The following is a 22,169-nucleotide window of genomic DNA, read 5'->3' as shown; positions in this document are numbered from 1 at the left end:
TAAGAAAGTTATGTATTAAAATATAAGTTTATCTTATTAATTAAGAATTAACTTAACAATTAGGTGCTAAATAAATATATATTTTTTATATGAATATTATATTATTTATTTAAATAATTTTTTTAAGGATGTTTTTAAAATATTAATAAAAATTATTATTTTTATTTTAAAATAACAATTTTTTTAAAAATAAAAGAGAATTTTTTTATGTAGAATTAATATTCTCTTTTATTTTTTTTAATTACATATATTTTTTATTATGTAATGCCATGATACGTTGATCTATAGGGGGGTGTGACATAAATAAATTAAGAATAGTCTTAGATTTTCCATTAATACAAAAAGCAATAATACTATTATCTTCTGTAGGTTCATAGCTTGTTTTTATTTTTTTTAAAGCAGAAATCATTTTTTTTCGACCTACTAATTTTGCAGATCCTGCGTCAGCATAAAATTCTCTATATCTTGAAAACCACATAGTAATTATAGTAGCTATACTACCAAATATTATTTCTAGAACTAAAGAAATAAAGACATAAATCATAGAATTATAATTAGTGTTATTTTCTTCTTTATTATTAAAAATATTAGTAATAATTCGTGCAATAATTCGAGAAATAAAAATTACAAAAGTATTTACTATTCCTTGTATTAATGTCATGGTGATCATATCTCCATTTTTGATATGCGTCATTTCATGAGCTATGACAGCTTCTATTTCTTGTTCATTCATATTTTTTAATAAGCCAGATGAAACAGCAATTAATGATGAATTTCTATTTGGTCCTGTAGCAAATGCGTTTATGTCTAAAGAAGGATATATCGCTATTTTTGGTGTTTTTAAATTTAAAAAAGAAGATTGTTTTTTGATAATTGTAACTAACCATTTTTCTTGATCATTTGTAGGAATTTTCACTAATCTTCCATTAACAGCATTTAAAGCAATCCATTTTGACATTAGTAGTGATAATATGGATCCACTAAAACCAAATATAGCGGACATAATCAATAATGAATATAAGCTATTTGTTTTGATTCCAAAAAATGTTAAAAAAATTCCGAATACTATCATTATAGCCAAATTAGTAAATAAAAAAAGAATAACTCTTATCATAATTTTTTATATATTTTTCCTTGTTTTAGAAAATAATTATATTATTTTTTAATATTTATACAGAATTAATATTCTTTTAATTTTTGTTAATTAATTGTATTTAGTTTAAAAAAATATTTAACTTCATAAATTTTAAATTTTTAAAATAAATTAATTCAATTATTTATTTAACGAATCAATTTAAAAGATTAGCTCCAATATCTTTTATCTTGATTAATTATTTGATCTGAAATTTCTTTTGGTCCCCATGTTCCTGATTTGTATAAAATAGGAATTAGATTTGTAGATTCCCAAGCGTTTGTTATTGAATCAATCCATTTCCAAGATGCTTCTACTTCATCATGTCGAACAAATAACGATTGATTTCCCAATATACTTTCTAATAATAATCTTTCATAAGCATCTGATAAAGAATTTTTTGGAAAAGTATTAATATAATCAAAATTTAGTTTAACTTTTTCCAATAAATATTCAGATTGTAAATCTGGAACTTTATTAACTATTTGTAAATCTATTCCTTCATGAGGTTCTAAACGGATAGTTAATTTATTTTGTGGAATATCTATAAAAGCATTATTAAATAGATTTATAGGAATTTTTTTAAAAAAAATTACTATTTTTGAACATTTTTTAGGTAATCTTTTACCAGTTCGTAAATAAAAAGGTACACCTTTCCATCTATTATTATCAATATTTACTCGAATTGAAACAAAAGTTTCTGTTTTACTATTTTCTTTAATTCCATCTTCATTTAAATAAGATACAACTTTCTTCCCGTCGATAATACCAGAAGAATATTGTCCTCGTACTGTATTAATATTAACATTATCATTATTTATTAAACGTAAAGAATTTAAAACTTTGACTTTTTCATCTCTTATACTATTTTCTGTTAAATCATTAGGTGGAGACATAGCAATTATTGTTAGTAATTGTAATAAATGATTTTGAACCATATCTTTCATTTGACCGGTTTTTTCAAAATACTTCCATCTTCCTTCAATTCCAACTTTTTCTGAAACAGTTATTTGGATATGATCAATGATTTTGTTATTCCAATTATTAAAAAATATATTATTAGCAAATCGTAAAGATAATAAATTTAATGTTGTCTCTTTTCCTAAATAATGATCGATTCTAAATATTTGTGATTCCTTAAAGTATTTACTAATTTTTTTATTAATAATCTGAGCACTTTTAAAACAGTTTCCTATAGGCTTTTCTATGACTATCCTAGTATTTTTATTATTTAAGTAAGATTTTCCTAATCCTTGACAAATTATTTCAAAAGTATTAGGCGGCATTGCAAAATAGTAAATAGTAATATTGTTATTAGTATTTAAAATTTTTTCTAATTTTTTAAAACAAGAAATATTATTTATATCTAAATTATAAAAAAATAATTTAGATTTAAATAATTTCCAAATTTTTTGTTCTAAAGGAATATTTAAAAAATTTATTAAATTTTTTTTAACAATTTTACAATATTCTGAATTATTCCAATTCGCTCTACCTATACCTATAATTCTAGTATTTTTAAAAATTTTTTTATTTTTTTCTAGTTTGTATAAAGCTGGTAATAATTTTCTTTTAGTTAGATCTCCTTTTGCTCCAAAAATTACTAAATCATATGATTGAGTTGTGTTATTTATGAACATGTTTTAACCTTATATTAAAAAAAAATTGATTTTTTTAATTTTAAAAATATTTAAAATATTATCTTGAATTTTTTAAATGAACAAATATTTTTTAATAAAATTAATTATTTTTAAAAAAATTTTAGTTTAGTTAAAAAAAACTGTAAAAAGCATGTATTCAAAATTTATTTTTAAAAAACATATGTAAATATAAAAGATATAGATATTAAGTTGTTTAATGTATACTATACACTGTAATTTATCTTTTAAAAATATATCTATTTTTTATAAGTTTTTATTTAACTATAAATAGTTATATATTAATTTAAAGTTAAAACAATAATAGAATTGGAAAAAATAATGTTAAAAAGAATGAGAAGAACGAAAATAGTAGTTACGTTAGGTCCTTCAACAGATAATGATAAAGTATTAGAAAAAGTAATATTAGCAGGAGCTAATGTATTAAGGTTAAATTTTTCTCATGGAAGCACTCAAGATCATTTGTTACGAGCTAAAAAAGCGAATCTGATAATTAAAAAACTTGGTTTATATATTCCTTTATTAGGAGATTTACAAGGACCTAAAATTAGGATTTCAAAATTTAAAAAAAATAAAGTATTTTTATCTATTAATAATTCTTTTATATTAGATGCTAACTTAGAAAAAAATCAGGGGGATGTTAAACAAGTAGGGATAGATTATTATGATTTACCTTTAGATTTATTTCCAGGAGATGTTTTATTGCTAGATGATGGTAAGATTCAATTAAAAGTTTTAAAAATAGTTCAGAGAAAAATTTTTACTAAAGTGAAAATAGGAGGATATCTTTCTAATAATAAGGGAATTAATAAATTAGGAGGTGGATTATCCGCAAAAGCACTAACAGAAAAAGACAAATACGATATTAAAATAGCCGCTAAAATAGGTGTAAACTATTTAGCAATTTCTTTTCCAAGATCTGCAAAAGATTTAATTTTAGCTAAAAAATTAGCTGTTCAAGCAGGAAGTAATGCTAAAATAATAGCAAAAATTGAAAGAGCAGAAGTAGTTTCTGATATAAAAATTATGGACGAAATAATAACATTTTCAGATGTCATTATGGTTGCACGAGGAGATTTAGGTGTAGAGATAGGAGATCCTGAATTAGTAGGAGTACAAAAAACATTAATTCGACGAGCTCGTCAATTAAATAAAATTGTTATTACAGCTACCCAGATGATGGAATCAATGATTGATAATCCTACGCCTACCCGTGCGGAAGTTATGGATGTCGCTAATGCAGTTCTAGATGGAAGTGATGCTGTAATGTTATCAGCAGAAACAGCTTCTGGTAAATATCCTGTAGAAACAGTTCTAAAAATGTCAAAAGTTTGTAAAGGAGCTGAAAAAATACCTAGTATTAATGTTTCTAGACATCGACTCAATATAAAATTTAATAATATAGAAGAAGCAGTAGCGATGTCAGCTATGTATACAGCAAATCACTTAATAGGAGTGTCCGCTATAGTTACGATAACAGAATCAGGAAGAACGGCTTTAATGACATCTAGAATTACTTCTGGATTACCTATATTTGCTCTTTCTAGAAATATAAAAACACTAAAAATAGTTTCTTTATATAGAGGAGTAATTCCAATCTATTTTAATAGTGTTGAAACAGGATTAGATGTATCTAATCAAGCTATTTCTTTATTACGTAAAAAAGGATTTTTAGGAAAAAATAACCTTGTTATAGTTACACAAGGAGATATACTTCATGAACCAGGTAAAACAAATATGAGTAGAATTCTTAAAGTAAAATAATTGAATTTATTAATAAATATGATTAATTTTTTTTTTTAATAAATTAAGATTTCACAATTTTTATTTTTTTAAGTTATTTTTATTAAATAAAATTTTTTTTTAAAAAAAATTAATAATAAAAATTATTAATTTATTTTTTTTAATATGAATAATTTTCTTTGAATTTTTTTTTTTTTTTTTAATAAATTAAATTTTTTAAATTTTTAACCTCAAATATTTTTTTTATATATATTTAAATCTAACTTTTAATTAAATTTATTTTCTTACAAAAAAATTTTAAATCTTTTTTATTCCTAGTTCTATTAATTCTATGTTTTTTATAGTATTTGGGGATTTAGTCATTAAACAAGTAGCACTTGTACTTTTTGGAAAGGCTATGACGTCTTTAATACTTTTACTATTTGTTAAAAGCATCGTTATTCTATCTAGCCCTATTGCTATTCCTCCATGTGGCGGAGTTCCATAATTTAATGCCTTTAGAAAAAATCCAAAACTTTTTTCTTGTAATTCTTTAGAAATTTTTAATATACTAAATATAGTTTTTTGCATTTCTTTAGTATTAATTCTCATAGATCCCCCGCCTACTTCGCATCCATTAATCACGAGATCATAAGAATTAGATAACGTTTTTTCAGGATCTTTTTTTAATTCCGTTATGTTATCCTTTTTAGGAGCAGTAAAAGGATGATGAACGGAGTTAAAATTTCCTGCTTCATCTTTTTTAAACATAGGAAAATCTATAATCCATACGGGTTTCCATTGATTTTTTTTGAAAATATCAAAATTTTTTCCTATTTTTTCTCTTAATTTTCCTAATGCATGATTAACAATATTTCTATTATCGGCTACAATTAATATTAAATCATTATTTTTAAGATTTATTTCATTTAATAATTTCTTAATTACATCTATTGATAATATAGAATTTATAGAACCTTTAAATCCATGAGTTTTGTTTAAAACATCAGTTACTTTAATTAAATAAAGCTTTTTAATATTATATTTTGCAATATATATTTTATATTCTTCTATTTTTTTTCTGCTTATTTTAAGGTTATAAGAAATATGTAAACCCGCGATACGATAGTTTTGATCATCATTTTTTTTTAAGTTAAAAAAAGAAAGATTTTTTTTAAATATATGAGAAAGTTCAATTATTTTAATAGGGTTTCTTAGGTCAGGTTTATCTGATCCGTAATCATTAATGGCTTGAAAATATGTGAGAACAGGAAACTTTCCAATGTCTAAATTAACAATATTTTTCCATACGTATCTAATCATTTTTTCTATAAATTGACGAATTTTTTTTTCTTTAATGAATGACATTTCAATGTCAATTTGAGTAAATTCAGGTTGTCTATCAGACCTTAAATCTTCATCTCTAAAGCATTTTACAATTTGATAATATTTATCAAAACCAGAAATCATTAATAACTGTTTAAATAATTGAGGAGATTGAGGTAAAGCATAAAATTTTCCTTTATGAATTCTACTTGGTATTAAATAATCTTTAGCTCCTTCTGGAGTTGATTTTGTTAATATAGGAGTTTCAATATCTAAAAAACCATTTTTATTCATAAAATTTCTGATTAATATTGAAATATTATTTCTGATTTTTAAATTATTAAATAATTTTAAATTTCTTAAGTCTAAATAACGGTATTTAAATCTTATTTCTTCGTTATTTTCATAATTAAAATCTAAAGGTAATGGTTTTGAATTATTAAAAATTTTTAATTTTTCAACTAATACTTCTATTTCTCCAGTAGGTAAAATTAAATTTTTATTTTTTTTTTCTCTTTCCTTAACAATTCCAAGAATTTGAATACAAGCTTCTTGTTTTAATAAACAAGATTCCTGAAATATTTTTTTATTTTTTGAATTAAAAACTACTTGAACAATCCCTTCTTTATCTCTCATATCTACAAAAATAATGTTTCCTAAATCTCTTATTTTATTTACCCATCCGCATAATTGAACATAATTATTAACATCAGATAATTTAACTTGTCCGCAATATTTTGTTCTCATAAGAATCCTAATTATTCTTTTATTAAATACATTAATATCTTTATTTTATTTTTTAAGGCTTAAAAAAATATTTTTAATGAAAAAAAATATATATATTACATAACAATATTATTTATTTTTAATGAAATTAAAATAAATAGTATAAGTAAGCTTTTTTTATAAAAAATAGTACTTTTTAATGTAAAAAAAAATCAAGAAAATCACATAAAATTTTTTTTATAAAAAAATATTTTTTAGTAAGAATGTGATAAAATTTTACTAAAAATTTTCTAACTTATTAAAAATAATTATTAATAAAAAATTATATTTTATATTTCTTATTTATGAATTGTTTAATATAGATAAAAGTTATCATTTTTTTAATTTTTTTAAAAATATTTAAGTTTAAAATAGATAATAAGAATAATTTACTAGTATTAAAATTATTTATATTTGGTAAAAACAAATTAAATAATAAAATTATTATTATTATTTCAATAATAATTTTTATATTAAAATAAATAAATTTTTTTTTACCTACTTCTAAAAATTATTCTACCTTTGGTAAGATCATAAGGTGTTAGTTCTACAGTTACTTTATCTCCTGTAAGAATACGAATATAATTTTTTCTCATTTTTCCTGATATATGAGCCGTAATAAGGTGATCATTTTCTAATTTTACTCGGAACATTGTATTTGGAAGGGTATCTATAACAGTTCCTTGCATTTCTACATTTTCTTCTTTTGGCATAATTTTTCTCAGTTAAAAAATATTTTTTTAAATAATTAATTATTCAAAATTAATGTTTTTTTATTTTAAATAAGGTTAAGAAGATATTTGAAGATATCTTTCAGCATCAATAGCTGCCATACAGCCACTAGCTGCAGAAGTGATAGCTTGTCTATAAATATGATCGGTAACGTCTCCAGCAGCAAAAATTCCTTTTATACTAGTTTGGGTTTTATATCCATGAAAATCAGAAAAATTAGTTTGTATGTAACCATTTTTCATTTTTAGTTGTTTTAAAAAAATATTTGTATTTGGAATGTTTCCTATACAAATAAAAGCTCCTGAAACATTTATTAATGTAGAAATATTATTTTGTTTTTTATTAAATATTTTTAATCCTGTTAATTCTTTATTGTTTCCTACAAATTCTTCGACCGAATAATTCATATAAGTATCTATTTTTTTTTCTTGAATTTTTTTATTTAATCGATCGATTAAAATTTTTTCTGCTGTGAAATATGGTTTTCTATGAATTAAATAAATTTTAGAGACTATATTGGATAAATATAATGCTTCTTCTATAGCTGTATTTCCTCCCCCTATGATTGCAATTTTTTTTTCTTTATAAAAAAAACCATCGCATACTGCACAAGTTGAAATTCCTTTACCAAGAAATTTTTTTTCAGAATTTAAATTTAAGTATCTTGGAGATGCTCCAGTTGCAATAATTACAGCTTCAGAAATATAGTGATATTCTTCCCCAGTTAGTTTAAATGGAGAATTTTTAAAGTTTACATTTAATATATGATCGGATATGATTTCAGAATCAAATTTTGTAGCATGTTCTTTCATACGATCCATTAATTTTATTCCAGGTAAAGCATTAATATCACCGGGCCAATTTTCAATATTCTCAGTTTTTGTTAACTGTCCTCCTGGAGTAGCTCCTGTAATTAATGTAGGTTTAAGATTTGCTCTAGCTGCGTATATAGCAGCTGTATATCCCGCCGGACCTGTCCCTATAATGATAAGTTTTCTTTTTTTTAATAATTTCACATATGTTTCCTTAAAAAAATATTTTTTGATTTTTATTAATATCAGGAAATTAATAATTTTAAATCATTAATAAAGATTTAATTCATTCCATTATAAAAATTATAACATGATTTTTTTATTTTTAATATATTTTAAAAAAATGTTTTTTTTACAGAACATTAAAAAAATATATATAAAGTATATAAATAATTTTTTAATTATTTATATATTAAATTTTATTTTTTTAATATATTTAATTTTATTAACAAAAATTATATAAAATTACTAATTTTATTAGTAATTAATAATTATATATTAACTTTTAATTAAATATTAAAGTTTTAACTTTTTATTACTAATAATAATATTTTTTTGTATTTAAAAATACTATATTATATTTTATACATTAACTGAATAAGAAATTATTTTTATTATGATAGATCAAAATTTATTACGCCATCAACTAGAAATTATTAAAAAAAAATTATTAATTCGAGGATTTACGTTAAATGTTAAAAAAATTGAAAAAATGGAAAAAGATAGAAAAATTTTTCAGATTAAAACAGAAAATTTTCAAGCTATTAGAAATACTTTATCTAAAAAAATAGGTATTTTAAAAAGGACAAAAAAAAATACTTCAGAAATCGAAAACAAAGTTTCGATCATAAATAAAAAGATATATAAATATCAAAATAAATTGAATGATTTAAAAGTAGAATTATTTAAAATATATAGTGAAATTCCTAACATTCCATCGGAAGATACAATCTTTAATTGTACAGAAGAAAAAAATAAAGAAATAACGAAATGGGGAAAAATTAAAAAATTTAATTTTAAAGTTAAAGATCATATTGAATTAGGTAAAAAATTAGAAGGATTAGATTCAGAATCTTCAGTAAAAATATCCGGATCAAAATTTGTTGTTATGAAAGGGAAAATAGCATTATTACATCGTGCTTTAAGTCAATTTATGATAGATACTCATACTGTTCAACACGGTTACTTAGAAACCTATGTACCTTATTTAGTTAACTCAGAAAGCTTATATGGAACAGGGCAACTTCCTAAATTCAGTTCAGATTTGTTTCATATTCAATCTTTTGATCAAAAAAATCAAAAAATTCAATATACTTTAATCCCCACAGCAGAAGTTCCTCTAACTAATTTAGTAAGAAATAAAGTTCTTAATAAAAAAGATTTACCTGTTAAGCTAACAGCTTTGACTCCTTGTTTTAGAGCAGAACCTTCTTCTTATGGAAAAGAATCTAGAGGTTTAATTCGAATGCATCAATTTGAAAAAGTAGAAATAGTACAAATTGTACATCCTAAATACTCTATGCAAGCACTAGAAGAGTTAACTCTACATGCAGAAAGAATATTAAAATTATTAAATTTACCATATAGAAAGGTACAGCTATGTGCTTTAGAATTAGGATTTGCTGCTTCAAAAACTTATGATTTAGAAGTGTGGTTCCCTGCTGAAAAAAAATATCGAGAAATATCTTCTTGTTCAAATATGATAGACTTTCAAGCAAGAAGAATGAAATCTAAATATAAGAGCTCTTCTAAAAAAACAAAAAAAAAGTTTCTTCATACTATAAATGGTTCTGCTTTAGCCTTAAGTAGAACATTAGCAGCAATATTAGAAAATTATCAATTAGAAGATGGAACAATAGAAGTTCCAATAGTTTTGCAAAATAAATATATGAACGGATTAAAAATAATTTCTTAATAATATTTTTTTTATTTAATTTTTTTCATTTTTTATAAAAAACATTGGTGAATAATATGAATAAGATTTATAATTTTAGTGCTGGTCCTTCTATGATACCAAAAGATGTTTTAGTTCAATATAAAAAAGAATTTTATAATTGGAAGAATTTAGGAGCATCGGTTATTGAAGTTAGTCACAGAAGTTTTGAATTTATGAGAGTAATAGAAGAATGTGAAAAAAATCTACGGTTTTTAATGAATATTCCAAATAATTATCATGTTTTATTTTTTTCAGGAGGAGCAAGAGGACAGTTTTCAGCTATTCCTATGAATTTAATAAAAAAAAATGAATTTGCTGATTATATTTGCAGTGGTTATTGGTCCAATGCTGCTTTTAAAGAAGCTAAAAAATATTGTTTTCCTAAAAAAATAAATGTTATTGAAAATCATAATAACATTGTAAATGTTACTCCATTTTCAAAATGGAAACTTAATAAAAAATCATCTTATGTTCATTATTGTCCTAATGAAACTCTTGAAGGAATAGAAATAAGAGAAGAACCTAACTTTTTAGATAAAATAATAATAGGGGATTTTTCTTCAACTATTTTATCTAGATGTATAGATATTAAAAAATATGGTTTAATTTATGCTAGTGCTCAAAAAAATATTTCTGCAGCTGGAATAACATTAGTTATTATTAGAGAAGATTTAATTACAAGTGAAAAAAAGTTAGTTCCTTCTATTTTAGATTATAATATAGCAATAAATCATCAATCTATGTTTAATACACCTGTAACCCTTTCTTGGTATTTAGCAGGTTTAGTTTTTAAATGGCTAATTAATAAGGGTGGGGTGAAAAAAATAGAACAAGATAATAAAGTAAAAGCTAATTTACTTTATAAAAAAATAGATGATACAAATTTTTATATTAATAATATTAATAAAAAATATAGATCGTATATGAATGTTCCATTCTATCTAAAAAATGAAAAATTAAATAATATTTTTATAAAAGAAGCTCAATCTTTTGGATTATATGCTTTAAAAGGGCATAAAATAGTAGGTGGAATACGTGCATCCATTTATAATGCTATGCCTATAGAAGGAGTAAAAAAATTGATAAAATTTATGAATTATTTTGAAGAAAAGTATAGATAAATCTTTATTTTTTTTAAAATTTTTTAGAATTTATTTTAAATAAATACTTGAGTTTTTATATTATGAATAAAAAAATAAAATTAGAGACTATAAAAAAAATAAATGGAGACATTTATTTACCTGGTTCAAAAAGTATTTCTAATAGAATATTACTTTTATCTGCTATGTCAAATGGAAAAACTGAAATAAATAATTTATTAGATAGTGACGATACCAAATATATGCTCGAAGCATTAAAAACTTTAGGAATTAAATATAAATTATTTAATAAAAAAAAATCTTGTATAATTTATGGAAACATCAAAGCTTTTCAAGTTATTAAAAAAACAACCTTTTTTTTAGGAAACGCAGGAACAGTAGTTAGGCCTTTAACAGCACTTTTTTCTCTAGAAAAAAATAATGTGGAATTAACTGGTGATCCAAGAATGCTTGAACGACCAATAAAACATTTAGTTAATGCTCTTCAACAAGGAGGTGCTAAGATTAATTATTTAGAAAAAAAAGGATTTCTCCCAATTTTTATTAAAGGAGGATATATTGGAGGAGAAATTTATCTGAAAGGGAATATTTCTAGTCAATTTTTAACAGCTTTATTAATAGCGTCTCCTTTATCAAGAAACAATACAAAAATTTTTATTTTAGGTAAATTAGTATCTAAGCCATATATAGAATTAACTATTCAATTAATGAAAAAATTTGGAGTTCTAGTTAAAAAAAATAAATATTCTTCTTTTTTTATTCAAGGAAATCAATCTTATAAAACTCCTGAAAAAATTAATATAGAAGGAGATGCTTCATCGGCTTCTTACTTTTTAGCCGCTGCAGCAATTAAAGGAGGAATGGTTAAAGTTCATGGAGTTGGAAAAAATAGTTTACAAGGAGATATCAAATTTGCTGAAGTTTTAGAAAAAATGGGCGCTAATATTGTCTGGGGTTCTAATTCTATAACTTGTTCAAAAAATCAATTAAATTCTGTTCAATTAGATATGAATCATATCCCAGATGCAGCTATGACTGCAGCAATAGTTGCATTATTTTCTAAGGGAACAACAAAAATTAAAAATATATATAATTGGAGATTAAAAGAAAGTGATCGTTTATTAGCTATGGCAACAGAATTAAGAAAAATAGGAGCTTTTATCAAAGAAGGAAAAGATTATATTTTAATTAAACCTCCAGAAAAATTTTTACATGCAGAAATTAATACTTATAACGATCATCGTATAGCAATGTGTTTTTCTTTAATAGCTTTATCTACCGTTCCAGTGACTATTTTAAATCCTCAATGTGTAAATAAAACATTTCCAACATATTTTGATGAATTTCAGAAAATTAGTACTTTTAATTAGTTTTTTCTAAATAGTATCCACTGATGTATTTACAAAAGTTTTTTTATATCTTAAATTTAAGATATTTAAAAAAAATTAATAATTTTTAAACAACTAAATTAGTTAACAAATTAAAAAATTATAGAAATTTAATATATTTATAATTAAATTACACTAATTTAGTTTTAACAGGAGAAAAAAATGAAAATATATGCTCCTGTAATTACTATAGATGGACCCAGTGGGGCCGGAAAAAGTGTTATATGTAAGGCTATAGCGAATAAATTAAATTGGTTTTTTCTTGAATCAGGAATTATTTATAGAGCTTTAGCATTAATAGTTATAGAAAACAATATTTCTATTTTAGACTTAGATTTAATTTCAATTTCAAAAAATTTAAAATTTAAGATTTTAAAAAAAGAAAATGATTTTTTGTTTTTTTCAAATGGAAAAAATATATCTAAAAAAATTATTTTTCAACAAGTTAGTGATATAGCTTCACAATTAGCTATGCTTCCTCATATACGAAATGCTTTATTAAAAAAACAACGAATGTTTCAAAAATTTCCCGGATTAGTAGCTAATGGAAGAGATATGGGAACAGTAGTATTTCCGAACGCTGGAATAAAATTTTTTTTAAAAGCTGATTTAATTAGTCGTGTAAATAGAAGAATGCTAGAACTAAAGAAAAAAGGTTTATTAATTGATACAAATAAATTGTTTATTGAAATGAAAAAACGAGACCATCGAGATTATACTCGAACTATTTCTCCTTTAATTCCAGCGAAAAATGCTATAATTATTGATTCAACAAATATGAGTATTAAGGAAGTGCTTACATTATGTATGTATTACATAAGTAAAAAATATAAAAAAGAACTAAAAAAAAATATTTAATTCACGGTTTTATAAAATGGATATTATAAAAAAATATAAACAATATTTAATTAATAGGATTTTAATTAAAAATTTAAAATGAATTTTCTAAAGAACCATTAATATGACAGAATCTTTTTCACAATTATTTGAAGAATCTCTAAGAGAGATTAAAACTCGACCTGGATCAATTATTCAAGGAACTATTATTTCAATTAATAAAGATATGGTATTAGTAGATGCAGGGTTAAAATCTGAATCTGTTATTCCAATAGAACAATTTAAAAATTCTAAAGGAAAAGTAGAAATTTCTGTAGGTGAAATTGTCGATGTAGCATTAGATGCTATAGAAGATGGATTTGGAGAAACATTGCTTTCTAGGGAAAAAGCAAAACGACATGAAGCATGGATTTTATTAGAAAAAGCTTATGAAAATTCAGAAACAATAATTGGAATAATAAATGGAAAAGTAAAAGGTGGATTTACAGTTGAATTAAATGATATTCGAGCATTTTTACCCGGTTCATTAGTAGATGTTCGTCCGATTAGAGATAGTATTCATTTTGAAGGGAAAGAATTAGAATTTAAAGTGATTAAACTAGATCAAAAAAGAAATAATGTAGTGGTTTCTCGTAGAGCTGTTATTGAATCAGAAAACAGTGCTGAAAGAGATCAATTGTTAGAAAGTCTTAAAGAAGGAGCTACTGTTAAAGGAATCGTTAAAAACTTAACTGATTATGGAGCTTTTGTAGATTTAGGTGGAGTAGATGGATTATTACATATTACTGATATGGCATGGAAAAGAGTAAAACACCCTAGTGAAATAGTTAGTGTAGGAGATGATATTTTAGTAACAATTTTAAAATTTGATCGAGAAAAAATTAGAGTTTCATTAGGATTAAAACAATTAGGGAAAGATCCTTGGATAGAGATTGCTAAAAAATATCCAGAAGGCACTAAATTAACCGGAAGAGTAACAAATTTAACGGATTATGGATGTTTTGTAGAAATTAAAGAGGGAGTTGAAGGATTAGTTCATGTTTCAGAAATGGATTGGACAAATAAAAATATTCATCCTTCTAAAGTTGTAAATATTAATAATACTGTAGAAGTTATGGTATTAGATATTGATGAAGAAAGAAGAAGAATTTCGTTAGGATTAAAACAATGTACTTTAAATCCTTGGAAAGAATTTTCAGAAACTCATCAGAAAGGATGTCATGTTATTGGAAAAATTAAATCTATTACTGATTTTGGAATTTTTATAGGTTTAAAAGGCGGTATTGATGGTTTAGTACATTTATCAGATATTTCTTGGACAATTCCTGGGGAAATAGCGGTTCAAAAATATAAAAAAACTGATGAAATTAAAGCTGTTGTATTACAAGTTGATTCTGAAAGAGAAAGAATTTCTTTAGGAATTAAACAATTACAAGAAGATCCTTTAAACCAATTTATTAATTCTAATAAAAAAAATACAATAATTTCTGGAAAAATAATTTCAACTGATACTAAAAGTATATTGGTTAGTTTAGAAAATGGTTTGGAAGGAATTATTAAAATTTCTGAAGTCTCAGAAATATTTAAAAAAAATAAATACAATAATTTCTTTAAAGTAGGTAATATAATAACAGTAAAAATTAATAATATTGATAGAAAAAATCGAATTATTTATCTTTCATTTCAAGAAAAAGAAAAAAACAAAGAAAAAAAGATAAATAATATAAAGAAACCTAAATTGAAAGATGAAAATTTTTCTAATGTTATGTTTGAAGCTTTTAAAGCAGCAAAGAATAGCGAATAAATTTTATTTAAATATGAAAAATATATATAAAAATATATTAATTTTATAAAAAAAAATTTCTGGAGTACTGATGTACTTCAGAAATGTAATTATAATATTTTAGGAGTATTAATTATATGAATTTGCCCTTAATAATAGCTAATTGGAAATTAAATGGAAATAAAAAAATTTTTTCTACATTATTAAATTTTTTAAAAAAAAATAAAAAAGTTTTTAAACAAAAATGCAAGCTTAACATAGCTCCTTCTCATATTTATTTATATAAATTTAGAGAAATTATAAAAGAAAATCAATGGATTAATTTAAGCGCTCAAAATGTTGATATACATGTTTCCGGGGCTTTTACAGGAGAAATATCAGCGTTAATGTTAAAAGATATGTTGGTAACTCACGTAATTATTGGTCATTCTGAAAGAAGAAATTTTCATAATGAAAATGAATACCTAATTGCTGAAAAATTTAATTTATTAAAAAAACAAAATTTAATTCCTATTTTATGCATAGGAGAAACCATAGAAGAAAAAAAAGATAATAAAACCATAGAAATTTGTAAAAAACAAATAGATATTATTTTTGAATTAGTTGGAAAAAAAGCATTTTATAATACTATTATTGCTTACGAACCTATTTGGTCTATTGGTTCAGGAAATTCTGCTAATCCTAAAGAAGTGCAATTTATTTTAAGTACATTACGTACATATATTAAAGAAAAAAGCTCTTCTTTTTTAGAAGATTTTTATTTATTATATGGTGGTTCTGTCAATGAAAATAATATTCATTTTTTTTGTAAAGAAAAAGATATAGACGGATTTTTAGTAGGAACAGCCTGTTTAAATTTTGATATTTTTTTAAATATTTTAAAGAAAATTTGATAAATACATATATTTTTTATAAAAATAGGCCGGTTTACCCGGCACCATTTTTTAAAATAATTTTTTAGCGGTTTCTAACCAATCTTTTTTGAAAGGACGTCTCATATGTTTTAAAGCATCAATTATATCATGATTAACCATTTTTTCATTTTGTATACCAATACACCTTCCATTACTATTTCCTTGTAATAATAGTTCAATAGAGTACGCTCCCATACGAGAAGCTAAAATTCTATCATATACTACAGGAGAACCTCCTCTTTGAATATGTCCTAAAATAGTAGCTCTTGTTTCTCTTCCAGTTTCTTTTTCAATATATTTAGCTAATTTTTCTACATCACATATATATTCTGTAATGGCGACTATTGCATGTTTTTTCCCTTTTTTAATGCCTCTTTTAATTTCTAATAATAATTCTTTTTTTTTATATTCTAATTCTGGTAATAATATGAATTCACAGCCTCCAGCTATTGCTGCTCCTAAAGTTAAATCTCCGCAAGTTCTACCCATCATTTCTACAATAGAAATTCTCTGATGAGAAGATGAAGTATCTCTTAGTCTATCTATAGCTTCAACGACTGTTCCTAATGCTGTAAAATACCCTATTGTATAATCTGTTCCTGGTATATCATTATCTATGGTAGCAGGTAAACTAATACATGGAAATCCTGTTTCTGAAATTAATTTCGCCCCTATATATGATCCATCTCCTCCAATAACTACCAAAACATCAATTCCATTTTTTTTCATATTTGAAATAGCAATAGAACGTACATTTTTTTTAGAAAATTCAGGAAATCTTGATGAACCTAAAAAAGTTCCTCCTTTATTAATAATATCTGAAACACTATATCTATCTAAATTTTTCATTTTATTTTTAAATAAACCTAAAAATCCGTCATATATTCCAAACACTTCTAGTTTTTCACTAATTCCTGCCCTTACAACACTTCGAATAGCTGCATTCATACCTGGAGAATCTCCTCCACTAGTGAGTACACCAATTCTCTTAATCATTTTTATCTCCAGATAGTTTTAATTATTTATAAAAATTTTATATTTTTTAAATAACACTTATTTTTTTGAAAATAAAAATTTTTTGTAACTCTAATAAAATAATGTGGAAAATATTTTAAGAAGTTTAAAATTTCTTTTATCTAAAAAAAAATAATATAAATTATTTTTTAAATTAAAAAAATAATTTTAAAAATATATATTATTTATTTTTTTAAATTTTATTTTTTAAGAAAATAATATTTAATAGGTATTATTTTTTCATCAAATTCATAAACAATTGGAGTTCCAGTAGGAATATCTAAATTTATAATTTGGTTATCTTTAATATTAGATAAATGTTTCATCAATGCTCTTAAAGAGTTACCATGAGCTACTATTAAAACAGTTTTATTTTTTTTTATTTTAGGAAATATTTCTTTATTCCAAAAAGGAATTACTCTATCTTTTGTCATTTTTAAACTTTCAGACATTGGTTTTTCTAGATCACTTATTTCTCTATATTTTTCATCATATCCTGAATAAATTTGATTAATTTTCTCTAGTTTTGGAGGAACAATTTCATAACCTCTTCTCCATTGTTCTACAACTTTTTCACCATATTTTGAAATAGTTTCTAATTTATTTACACCTTGTAATGATCCATAATGTCTTTCATTAAGACGCCATGTTTTTTTTGTTGGTAACCAAGATTGATTCAGTTCTATTAAAATATTCCATAATGTATGAATGGCTCTTTTTAATAGAGATGTAAAACAATAATCGAAGTAAAATTTTTTAGATTTTAATAATTGTCCTGATTTTTTTGCTTCTAATAAACCTTGTTCAGATAAATCTATATCGTGCCAACCAGTAAATCTATTCAACTTATTCCATTGACTTTCCCCATGACGAATTAAAACCATTTTTGTAATTTTCATTAGAATTCCTTAGTATGTAGTTTTAAAATTTTTTTTAAGTTCTATTAAACAAGTAATTGTTTTTAACAAAATTAATAGAGTTAACAATAATTGTTAAAAATATATTTTTATTAATAAATAATAGTAAAATTTATTAAAAATAAAATTTTCTTTAAAGCTCTAAAAATAACATTGATATGTTTTCTAACATTTCTTTTAAATAATTTAAAAAATTTATAGATTCTTTTCCGTCTATAATTCTATGATCGTAAGATAATGATAAATACATCATAGGAGCTATTTTTATTTCATTGTTTATTACCACTGCTCGATCTTTTATCGTATGCATTCCTAAGATAGCTGCTTGAGGAAAATTAATAATAGGAGTCGATAGTAAAGATCCAAAAACTCCTCCATTAGTAATTGTGAAAGTTCCGTTTTTAAGTTCTTTAATATCTAATTTCCCTTTATTACCTTGTTCAGAAAAATATCTTATTTTTTTTTCTATTTTCGATATGCTCATTTTATTTGCATTTTTTAAAATAGGAGTAATTAAGCCTCTTTCAGTAGAAACTGCAATATTAATATCAAAATAATTAAACAGTATTAAATCATCATCTTTAATAGAGGAATTAATTGAAGGAAATTTTTTTAAACATTCTACTACTGATTTAATAAAAAAAGACATTAAACCTAATTTAATACCATGTTTTTTTTTAAAGAAAATACCGTATTTTTCTCTATATTTAATAATAGAGCGCATATTAACTTCATTAAAAGTTGTTAACATAGCCGTAGAATTTTTAGCAATAAGTAAACGTTCAGCAATACATTTTCTTAAAGGACTCATTCTTTTTCTTGTTATACTTCTGGTGCTTGAATTTAAATCAATTTTATTTTCTTTTAATTGAAATCTTTCGTTATTATTTTTGTTATTAATAGTATTTTTTTGCGTATTATAAAAATTTTCTTTTTTATGTTCTTTTTTTAATAAAGAAAAACTTTCATTTTTTAAAACATTATTTTTTTTAGAAGATAAAGATCTTCTTAAAGATGGACTGAAATGTTTCTTTTTATTTTCTTCATTTAATTTACTTTTTTCTTTTATTTTTTTTTCTTTATTTTCTTTTTCAATAATTTCTCCTAAAATTTGTTTTGATGTTACAATTGATCCTTCTTTTTCAAAAATTTTAGAAATAATTCCTTCATAAGAAGATGGTATTTCCAATATTACTTTATCGGTTTCGATATCTACTAAAATTTCATCTTTTAAAATAACATCTCCAGTTTTTTTATGCCAAGAAGCAACAGTAGCGTTTAAAACAGATTCTGGAAGATCAGGAACTAATATTTCTACTTTTTTCATTTTTTCCTTAACTATTATTAAATTATATTTAGAGCATCAAAAATTATTTTTTGTTGTTCTTTTTGGTGAATATAAAGAAATCCTGTAGCTGGAGAAGCTGATTTAGAACGTCCCACATAACTTATTTTTTGATTTTTAAACATTATTTTTTTAAAATAACTTTTAACGTAATTCCATGAACCTTGATTTTTTGGTTCTTCTTGACACCAAATAATATCATCAATTTTATCTAAAGATTTAAATATTTTTATTATTTTCTTATTTGGAAAAGGGTATAAATTTTCTATTCTAACTATTAAAATATTATTTTTTTTGTTTTTTATTTGATTAATTAATAGTTCATAATATATTTTTCCAGAACAAAAAATAATTTTATTTATTTTTTCCTTTTTAATTTGATTTGTATCATAAATAACTGTTTTAAAATTTCCATTTTTAAGATTTTCTAAAGAAGAAAAAGTTAATGGATTTCTTAAAAGTGATTTTGGAGAAATAATAATTAAAGGTTTTTTATTTTTATTATAAGCATGTTCAATTAATAAGTGATACATTTGTCCAGAAGTTGTAGGAATAGAAATCCGCATATTTTTTTGAGCGCATAATTGTAAAAAACGTTCTAATCTTGCTGAAGAATGTTCAGGTCCTTGACCTTCATATCCATGCGGTAATAATAATACCAACCCGCTTTGTTGATTCCATTTTTGTTCGCTTGAACTTAAAAATTGATCGATAACTATTTGGGCGCCATTAGAAAAATCCCCAAATTGTGCTTCCCATACAACTAGCATTTTTTGATTAGTAGAACTATATCCATATTCAAAAGCTAAAGCTGCTTCTTCCGATAAAACAGAATCCCAAATATAAAATTTAGATTGTTTAAATTTAGAAAAAGATTTTAAAGGAATGTAAGTTTCTCCATTTTTTTGATCATGAATAATAGCATGTCTATGAAAAAAAGTTCCTCTAGAAACATCTTCTCCTGTTATTCGACAAGATATTCCTTGATTTAATAAAGTGGCATAGGCTAATAATTCCGAAGCTCCCCAGTCAAATTTTTTTTTTCCATTTGCCATATCTAATCTATCGTTATAGACATTTTTTATTTTTTTATGTAAATTAATTGTATTAGGTATAGAAAAAATGTTTATCGCTATGTCTTTAATTTTTTCAGAAAAAAAATTTTTTTTGTGATTTAAATAATTTATATCTTTTTTTATTTTTATTGGAAAAAAAATATTCTTTTTTGGTTTTATATGAATATATTTTTCATATTCGATATCTAATTTTTTACGATATTGTGATGATAAGAGTTCAATTTCATCTAATTGTATTATTTTTTCTTGTATTAATTTATTTTCATATATTTCTTTTACTGTTTTATGATTTTTTATTTTTTGATACATAATAGGTTGTGTTACGGAAGGATCATCAATTTCATTATGTCCAAATCTGCGGTAACAGACTAAATCTATAAAAATATCTTTTTTAAATATTTTTCTATATTTTATAGCTAATTTAGATATAAAAATAGCCGCTTCTGGATCATCAGCATTAATATGAAATATTGGTGATTGAATCATTTTGGCAATGTCACTACAGTACTGAGTAGATCGCAAATCTTTTCTATTAGAGGTTGTAAATCCTATTTGATTATTAATTATAATATGGATACTTCCACCAACACTATACCCTCTCGTTTGAGACATGTTCAAAGTTTCCTGAACTACTCCTTGTCCGGTAATAGAAGCATCACCATGAATAATTATTGGAACAATTGTATTACTATTAAATAATTTTTTTTTATCCAAATAAGCTCTAGAAGAACCAAGAACAACAGGAGAAATAATTTCTAAATGAGAAGGATTGAATTTTAATTCTATTAAAATTTCATTTATTTTTTTTAGCTTTGATTTAAAACCCATATGGTATTTTACATCTCCACTATACGATCTTTCTAAATTTTTTGAAGAAAATTCAGAAAAAATATTCCTTATTTTTTTTCCAATAATATTAGCTAATACATTTATTCTTCCTCTATGTGCCATTCCTAAAAATATTTTTAAAACATGTAATTTACTAGATTGTAATATCATTTCGGATAGCATTGGTATTAATGTTTCTGAACCTTCTAAAGAAAATCTTTTTACTCCTGGAAATTTGATATTCAAGTATTTTTCTAAGCTTTCAGCAGAAATTAAATATTTTAAAATTTCTTTTTTTTTATGTGTATCGAATAAAAAACTTTTATCTATAGATTCAACATTTTTTTGTATCCAATTTCTTTCTTCGACATTTTCAATGTGCATATATTCAATTCCAATAGAATTGGAATATATTTTTTTTAAATCGATATAAAGATTTTTTAAAGAAGAATATTCTTTACTATTATTTAAATAGTAAAAATTTTTATTTTGAACGAATTGATTTATGTTTTTTTTATAATAAAAATATTTCATGTCTTCGCTAAATTCTGTTCGAGAATTTTTTAAAGGATCTAGTTTAGCGTATCGATGGCCATATCTTCTAAATGAATCAATTAATTTAAATATTTCAATAGAAAAACTATTTATTTCTTTATTTTCAAATTCATTTTTTTTTAAAAAGTTTTTATTAAAAACATTATCTTTATTTTTTGTTTTTTTAAAAAATTGTAAAAATATTTTTTTCCAATTTTCATCTATCAAACTTGGATTATTCAAAAATTTTTTATATAGATTTTCTACATAAAATTGATTACTATTTATCATATTAATAAAATCATCCCATGATTTTATAAGTTCATTATTCATAAAATTTCCTTAAGGTT

16 protein-coding genes are annotated in these 22,169 nt (G+C 23.0%); 7 read left to right on the top strand and 9 right to left on the bottom strand.

What is annotated here, in order from left to right:
- Nucleotides 1-241: 241 nt before the first annotated feature.
- Both htpX and zwf read right to left on the bottom strand, forming a co-directional pair.
- Nucleotides 242-1,114 (bottom strand): protease HtpX, encoded by an 873-nt coding sequence (gene htpX, locus AB4W62_RS01355; RefSeq protein ID WP_367679714.1) that lies wholly within the window; start codon nucleotides 1,112-1,114, stop codon nucleotides 242-244.
- A gap of 188 nt (nucleotides 1,115-1,302) precedes the next feature.
- Nucleotides 1,303-2,772, bottom strand: a complete 1,470-nt coding sequence (gene zwf / locus AB4W62_RS01350; protein ID WP_367679713.1) for a glucose-6-phosphate dehydrogenase — start codon at nucleotides 2,770-2,772, stop codon at nucleotides 1,303-1,305.
- A 339-nt stretch (nucleotides 2,773-3,111) separates the two neighbouring features.
- On the opposite strand from zwf, the gene pyk reads away from it, so the two are divergent.
- Entirely contained in the window at nucleotides 3,112-4,554 is a 1,443-nt protein-coding gene (gene pyk, locus AB4W62_RS01345) for a pyruvate kinase (protein ID WP_367679712.1), read from the top strand.
- Nucleotides 4,555-4,830: 276 nt separating this feature from the next.
- Here pyk and aspS read toward each other — a convergent pair whose 3' ends face one another.
- The 3 genes from aspS to trxB form a co-directional block, all read right to left on the bottom strand.
- A complete protein-coding gene (aspS, locus tag AB4W62_RS01340; RefSeq protein ID WP_367679711.1) occupies nucleotides 4,831-6,585 on the bottom strand; it encodes an aspartate--tRNA ligase in 1,755 nt (584 codons plus the stop codon).
- Nucleotides 6,586-7,097: 512 nt separating this feature from the next.
- Nucleotides 7,098-7,316, bottom strand: a complete 219-nt coding sequence (gene infA, locus AB4W62_RS01335) for a translation initiation factor IF-1 (RefSeq protein WP_367679710.1) — start codon at nucleotides 7,314-7,316, stop codon at nucleotides 7,098-7,100.
- A 75-nt stretch (nucleotides 7,317-7,391) separates the two neighbouring features.
- Nucleotides 7,392-8,351 (bottom strand): thioredoxin-disulfide reductase, encoded by a 960-nt coding sequence (gene trxB, locus AB4W62_RS01330; RefSeq protein ID WP_367679709.1) that lies wholly within the window; start codon nucleotides 8,349-8,351, stop codon nucleotides 7,392-7,394.
- A gap of 412 nt (nucleotides 8,352-8,763) precedes the next feature.
- On the opposite strand from trxB, the gene serS reads away from it, so the two are divergent.
- The 6 genes from serS to tpiA all read left to right on the top strand — a co-directional run bounded on the left by serS (nucleotide 8,764) and on the right by tpiA (nucleotide 16,084).
- The gene (gene serS / locus AB4W62_RS01325; RefSeq protein WP_367679708.1) at nucleotides 8,764-10,062 is read left to right on the top strand and encodes a serine--tRNA ligase; all 1,299 of its coding nucleotides are present in this window, start codon (nucleotides 8,764-8,766) and stop codon (nucleotides 10,060-10,062) included.
- Nucleotides 10,063-10,118: 56 nt separating this feature from the next.
- Nucleotides 10,119-11,204: a 3-phosphoserine/phosphohydroxythreonine transaminase gene (serC, locus tag AB4W62_RS01320; protein WP_367679707.1), complete on the top strand. Its 1,086-nt coding sequence runs from the start codon at nucleotides 10,119-10,121 to the stop codon at nucleotides 11,202-11,204.
- 62 nt (nucleotides 11,205-11,266) lie between these two features.
- Entirely contained in the window at nucleotides 11,267-12,553 is a 1,287-nt protein-coding gene (gene aroA, locus AB4W62_RS01315) for a 3-phosphoshikimate 1-carboxyvinyltransferase (protein WP_367679706.1), read from the top strand.
- A gap of 180 nt (nucleotides 12,554-12,733) precedes the next feature.
- Complete coding sequence (cmk, locus tag AB4W62_RS01310; protein WP_367679705.1) at nucleotides 12,734-13,429, top strand: (d)CMP kinase; 696 nt, start codon at nucleotides 12,734-12,736, stop codon at nucleotides 13,427-13,429.
- A 103-nt stretch (nucleotides 13,430-13,532) separates the two neighbouring features.
- The gene (gene rpsA / locus AB4W62_RS01305; RefSeq protein WP_367679704.1) at nucleotides 13,533-15,212 is read left to right on the top strand and encodes a 30S ribosomal protein S1; all 1,680 of its coding nucleotides are present in this window, start codon (nucleotides 13,533-13,535) and stop codon (nucleotides 15,210-15,212) included.
- Between the two features lie 116 nt (nucleotides 15,213-15,328).
- A complete protein-coding gene (tpiA, locus tag AB4W62_RS01300) occupies nucleotides 15,329-16,084 on the top strand; it encodes a triose-phosphate isomerase (protein ID WP_367679703.1) in 756 nt (251 codons plus the stop codon).
- A 51-nt stretch (nucleotides 16,085-16,135) separates the two neighbouring features.
- Here tpiA and pfkA read toward each other — a convergent pair whose 3' ends face one another.
- The 4 genes from pfkA to AB4W62_RS01280 form a co-directional block, all read right to left on the bottom strand.
- A complete protein-coding gene (gene pfkA, locus AB4W62_RS01295; RefSeq protein ID WP_367679702.1) occupies nucleotides 16,136-17,101 on the bottom strand; it encodes a 6-phosphofructokinase in 966 nt (321 codons plus the stop codon).
- Nucleotides 17,102-17,319: 218 nt separating this feature from the next.
- Nucleotides 17,320-18,018, bottom strand: coding sequence for a 2,3-diphosphoglycerate-dependent phosphoglycerate mutase (gpmA, locus tag AB4W62_RS01290; protein ID WP_367679701.1), 699 nt, complete (start codon nucleotides 18,016-18,018; stop codon nucleotides 17,320-17,322).
- 151 nt (nucleotides 18,019-18,169) lie between these two features.
- Entirely contained in the window at nucleotides 18,170-19,363 is a 1,194-nt protein-coding gene (sucB, locus tag AB4W62_RS01285) for a dihydrolipoyllysine-residue succinyltransferase (RefSeq protein ID WP_367679700.1), read from the bottom strand.
- Nucleotides 19,364-19,380: 17 nt separating this feature from the next.
- On the bottom strand, nucleotides 19,381-22,152 hold the full coding sequence (locus AB4W62_RS01280; RefSeq protein ID WP_367679699.1) for a 2-oxoglutarate dehydrogenase E1 component: 2,772 nt from the start codon (nucleotides 22,150-22,152) through the stop codon (nucleotides 19,381-19,383).
- Between the last annotated feature and the right edge of the window lie 17 nt (nucleotides 22,153-22,169).

Origin of the sequence: Buchnera aphidicola (Mindarus abietinus), from assembly GCF_964059085.1 — a bacterium.
GTDB classification, from domain to species: Bacteria; Pseudomonadota; Gammaproteobacteria; order Enterobacterales; family Enterobacteriaceae; genus Buchnera_A; species Buchnera_A aphidicola_C.
Note: the sequence above shows the minus strand (reverse complement) of the source record. Positions and strands in the feature narration are given on the sequence as shown.

Bases quoted from the DNA above. Each gene is read 5' to 3' on its own strand.
- htpX (WP_367679714.1), bottom strand. From the start codon at position 1,114: ATGATAAGAGTTATTCTTTTTTTATTTACTAATTTGGCTATAATGATA.
- zwf (WP_367679713.1), bottom strand. From the start codon at position 2,772: ATGTTCATAAATAACACAACTCAATCATATGATTTAGTAATTTTTGGA.
- pyk (WP_367679712.1), top strand. From the start codon at position 3,112: ATGTTAAAAAGAATGAGAAGAACGAAAATAGTAGTTACGTTAGGTCCT.
- aspS (WP_367679711.1), bottom strand. From the start codon at position 6,585: ATGAGAACAAAATATTGCGGACAAGTTAAATTATCTGATGTTAATAAT.
- infA (WP_367679710.1), bottom strand. From the start codon at position 7,316: ATGCCAAAAGAAGAAAATGTAGAAATGCAAGGAACTGTTATAGATACC.
- serS (WP_367679708.1), top strand. From the start codon at position 8,764: ATGATAGATCAAAATTTATTACGCCATCAACTAGAAATTATTAAAAAA.
- serC (WP_367679707.1), top strand. From the start codon at position 10,119: ATGAATAAGATTTATAATTTTAGTGCTGGTCCTTCTATGATACCAAAA.
- aroA (WP_367679706.1), top strand. From the start codon at position 11,267: ATGAATAAAAAAATAAAATTAGAGACTATAAAAAAAATAAATGGAGAC.
- cmk (WP_367679705.1), top strand. From the start codon at position 12,734: ATGAAAATATATGCTCCTGTAATTACTATAGATGGACCCAGTGGGGCC.
- rpsA (WP_367679704.1), top strand. From the start codon at position 13,533: ATGACAGAATCTTTTTCACAATTATTTGAAGAATCTCTAAGAGAGATT.
- tpiA (WP_367679703.1), top strand. From the start codon at position 15,329: ATGAATTTGCCCTTAATAATAGCTAATTGGAAATTAAATGGAAATAAA.
- pfkA (WP_367679702.1), bottom strand. From the start codon at position 17,101: ATGATTAAGAGAATTGGTGTACTCACTAGTGGAGGAGATTCTCCAGGT.
- gpmA (WP_367679701.1), bottom strand. From the start codon at position 18,018: ATGAAAATTACAAAAATGGTTTTAATTCGTCATGGGGAAAGTCAATGG.
- sucB (WP_367679700.1), bottom strand. From the start codon at position 19,363: ATGAAAAAAGTAGAAATATTAGTTCCTGATCTTCCAGAATCTGTTTTA.
- AB4W62_RS01280 (WP_367679699.1), bottom strand. From the start codon at position 22,152: ATGAATAATGAACTTATAAAATCATGGGATGATTTTATTAATATGATA.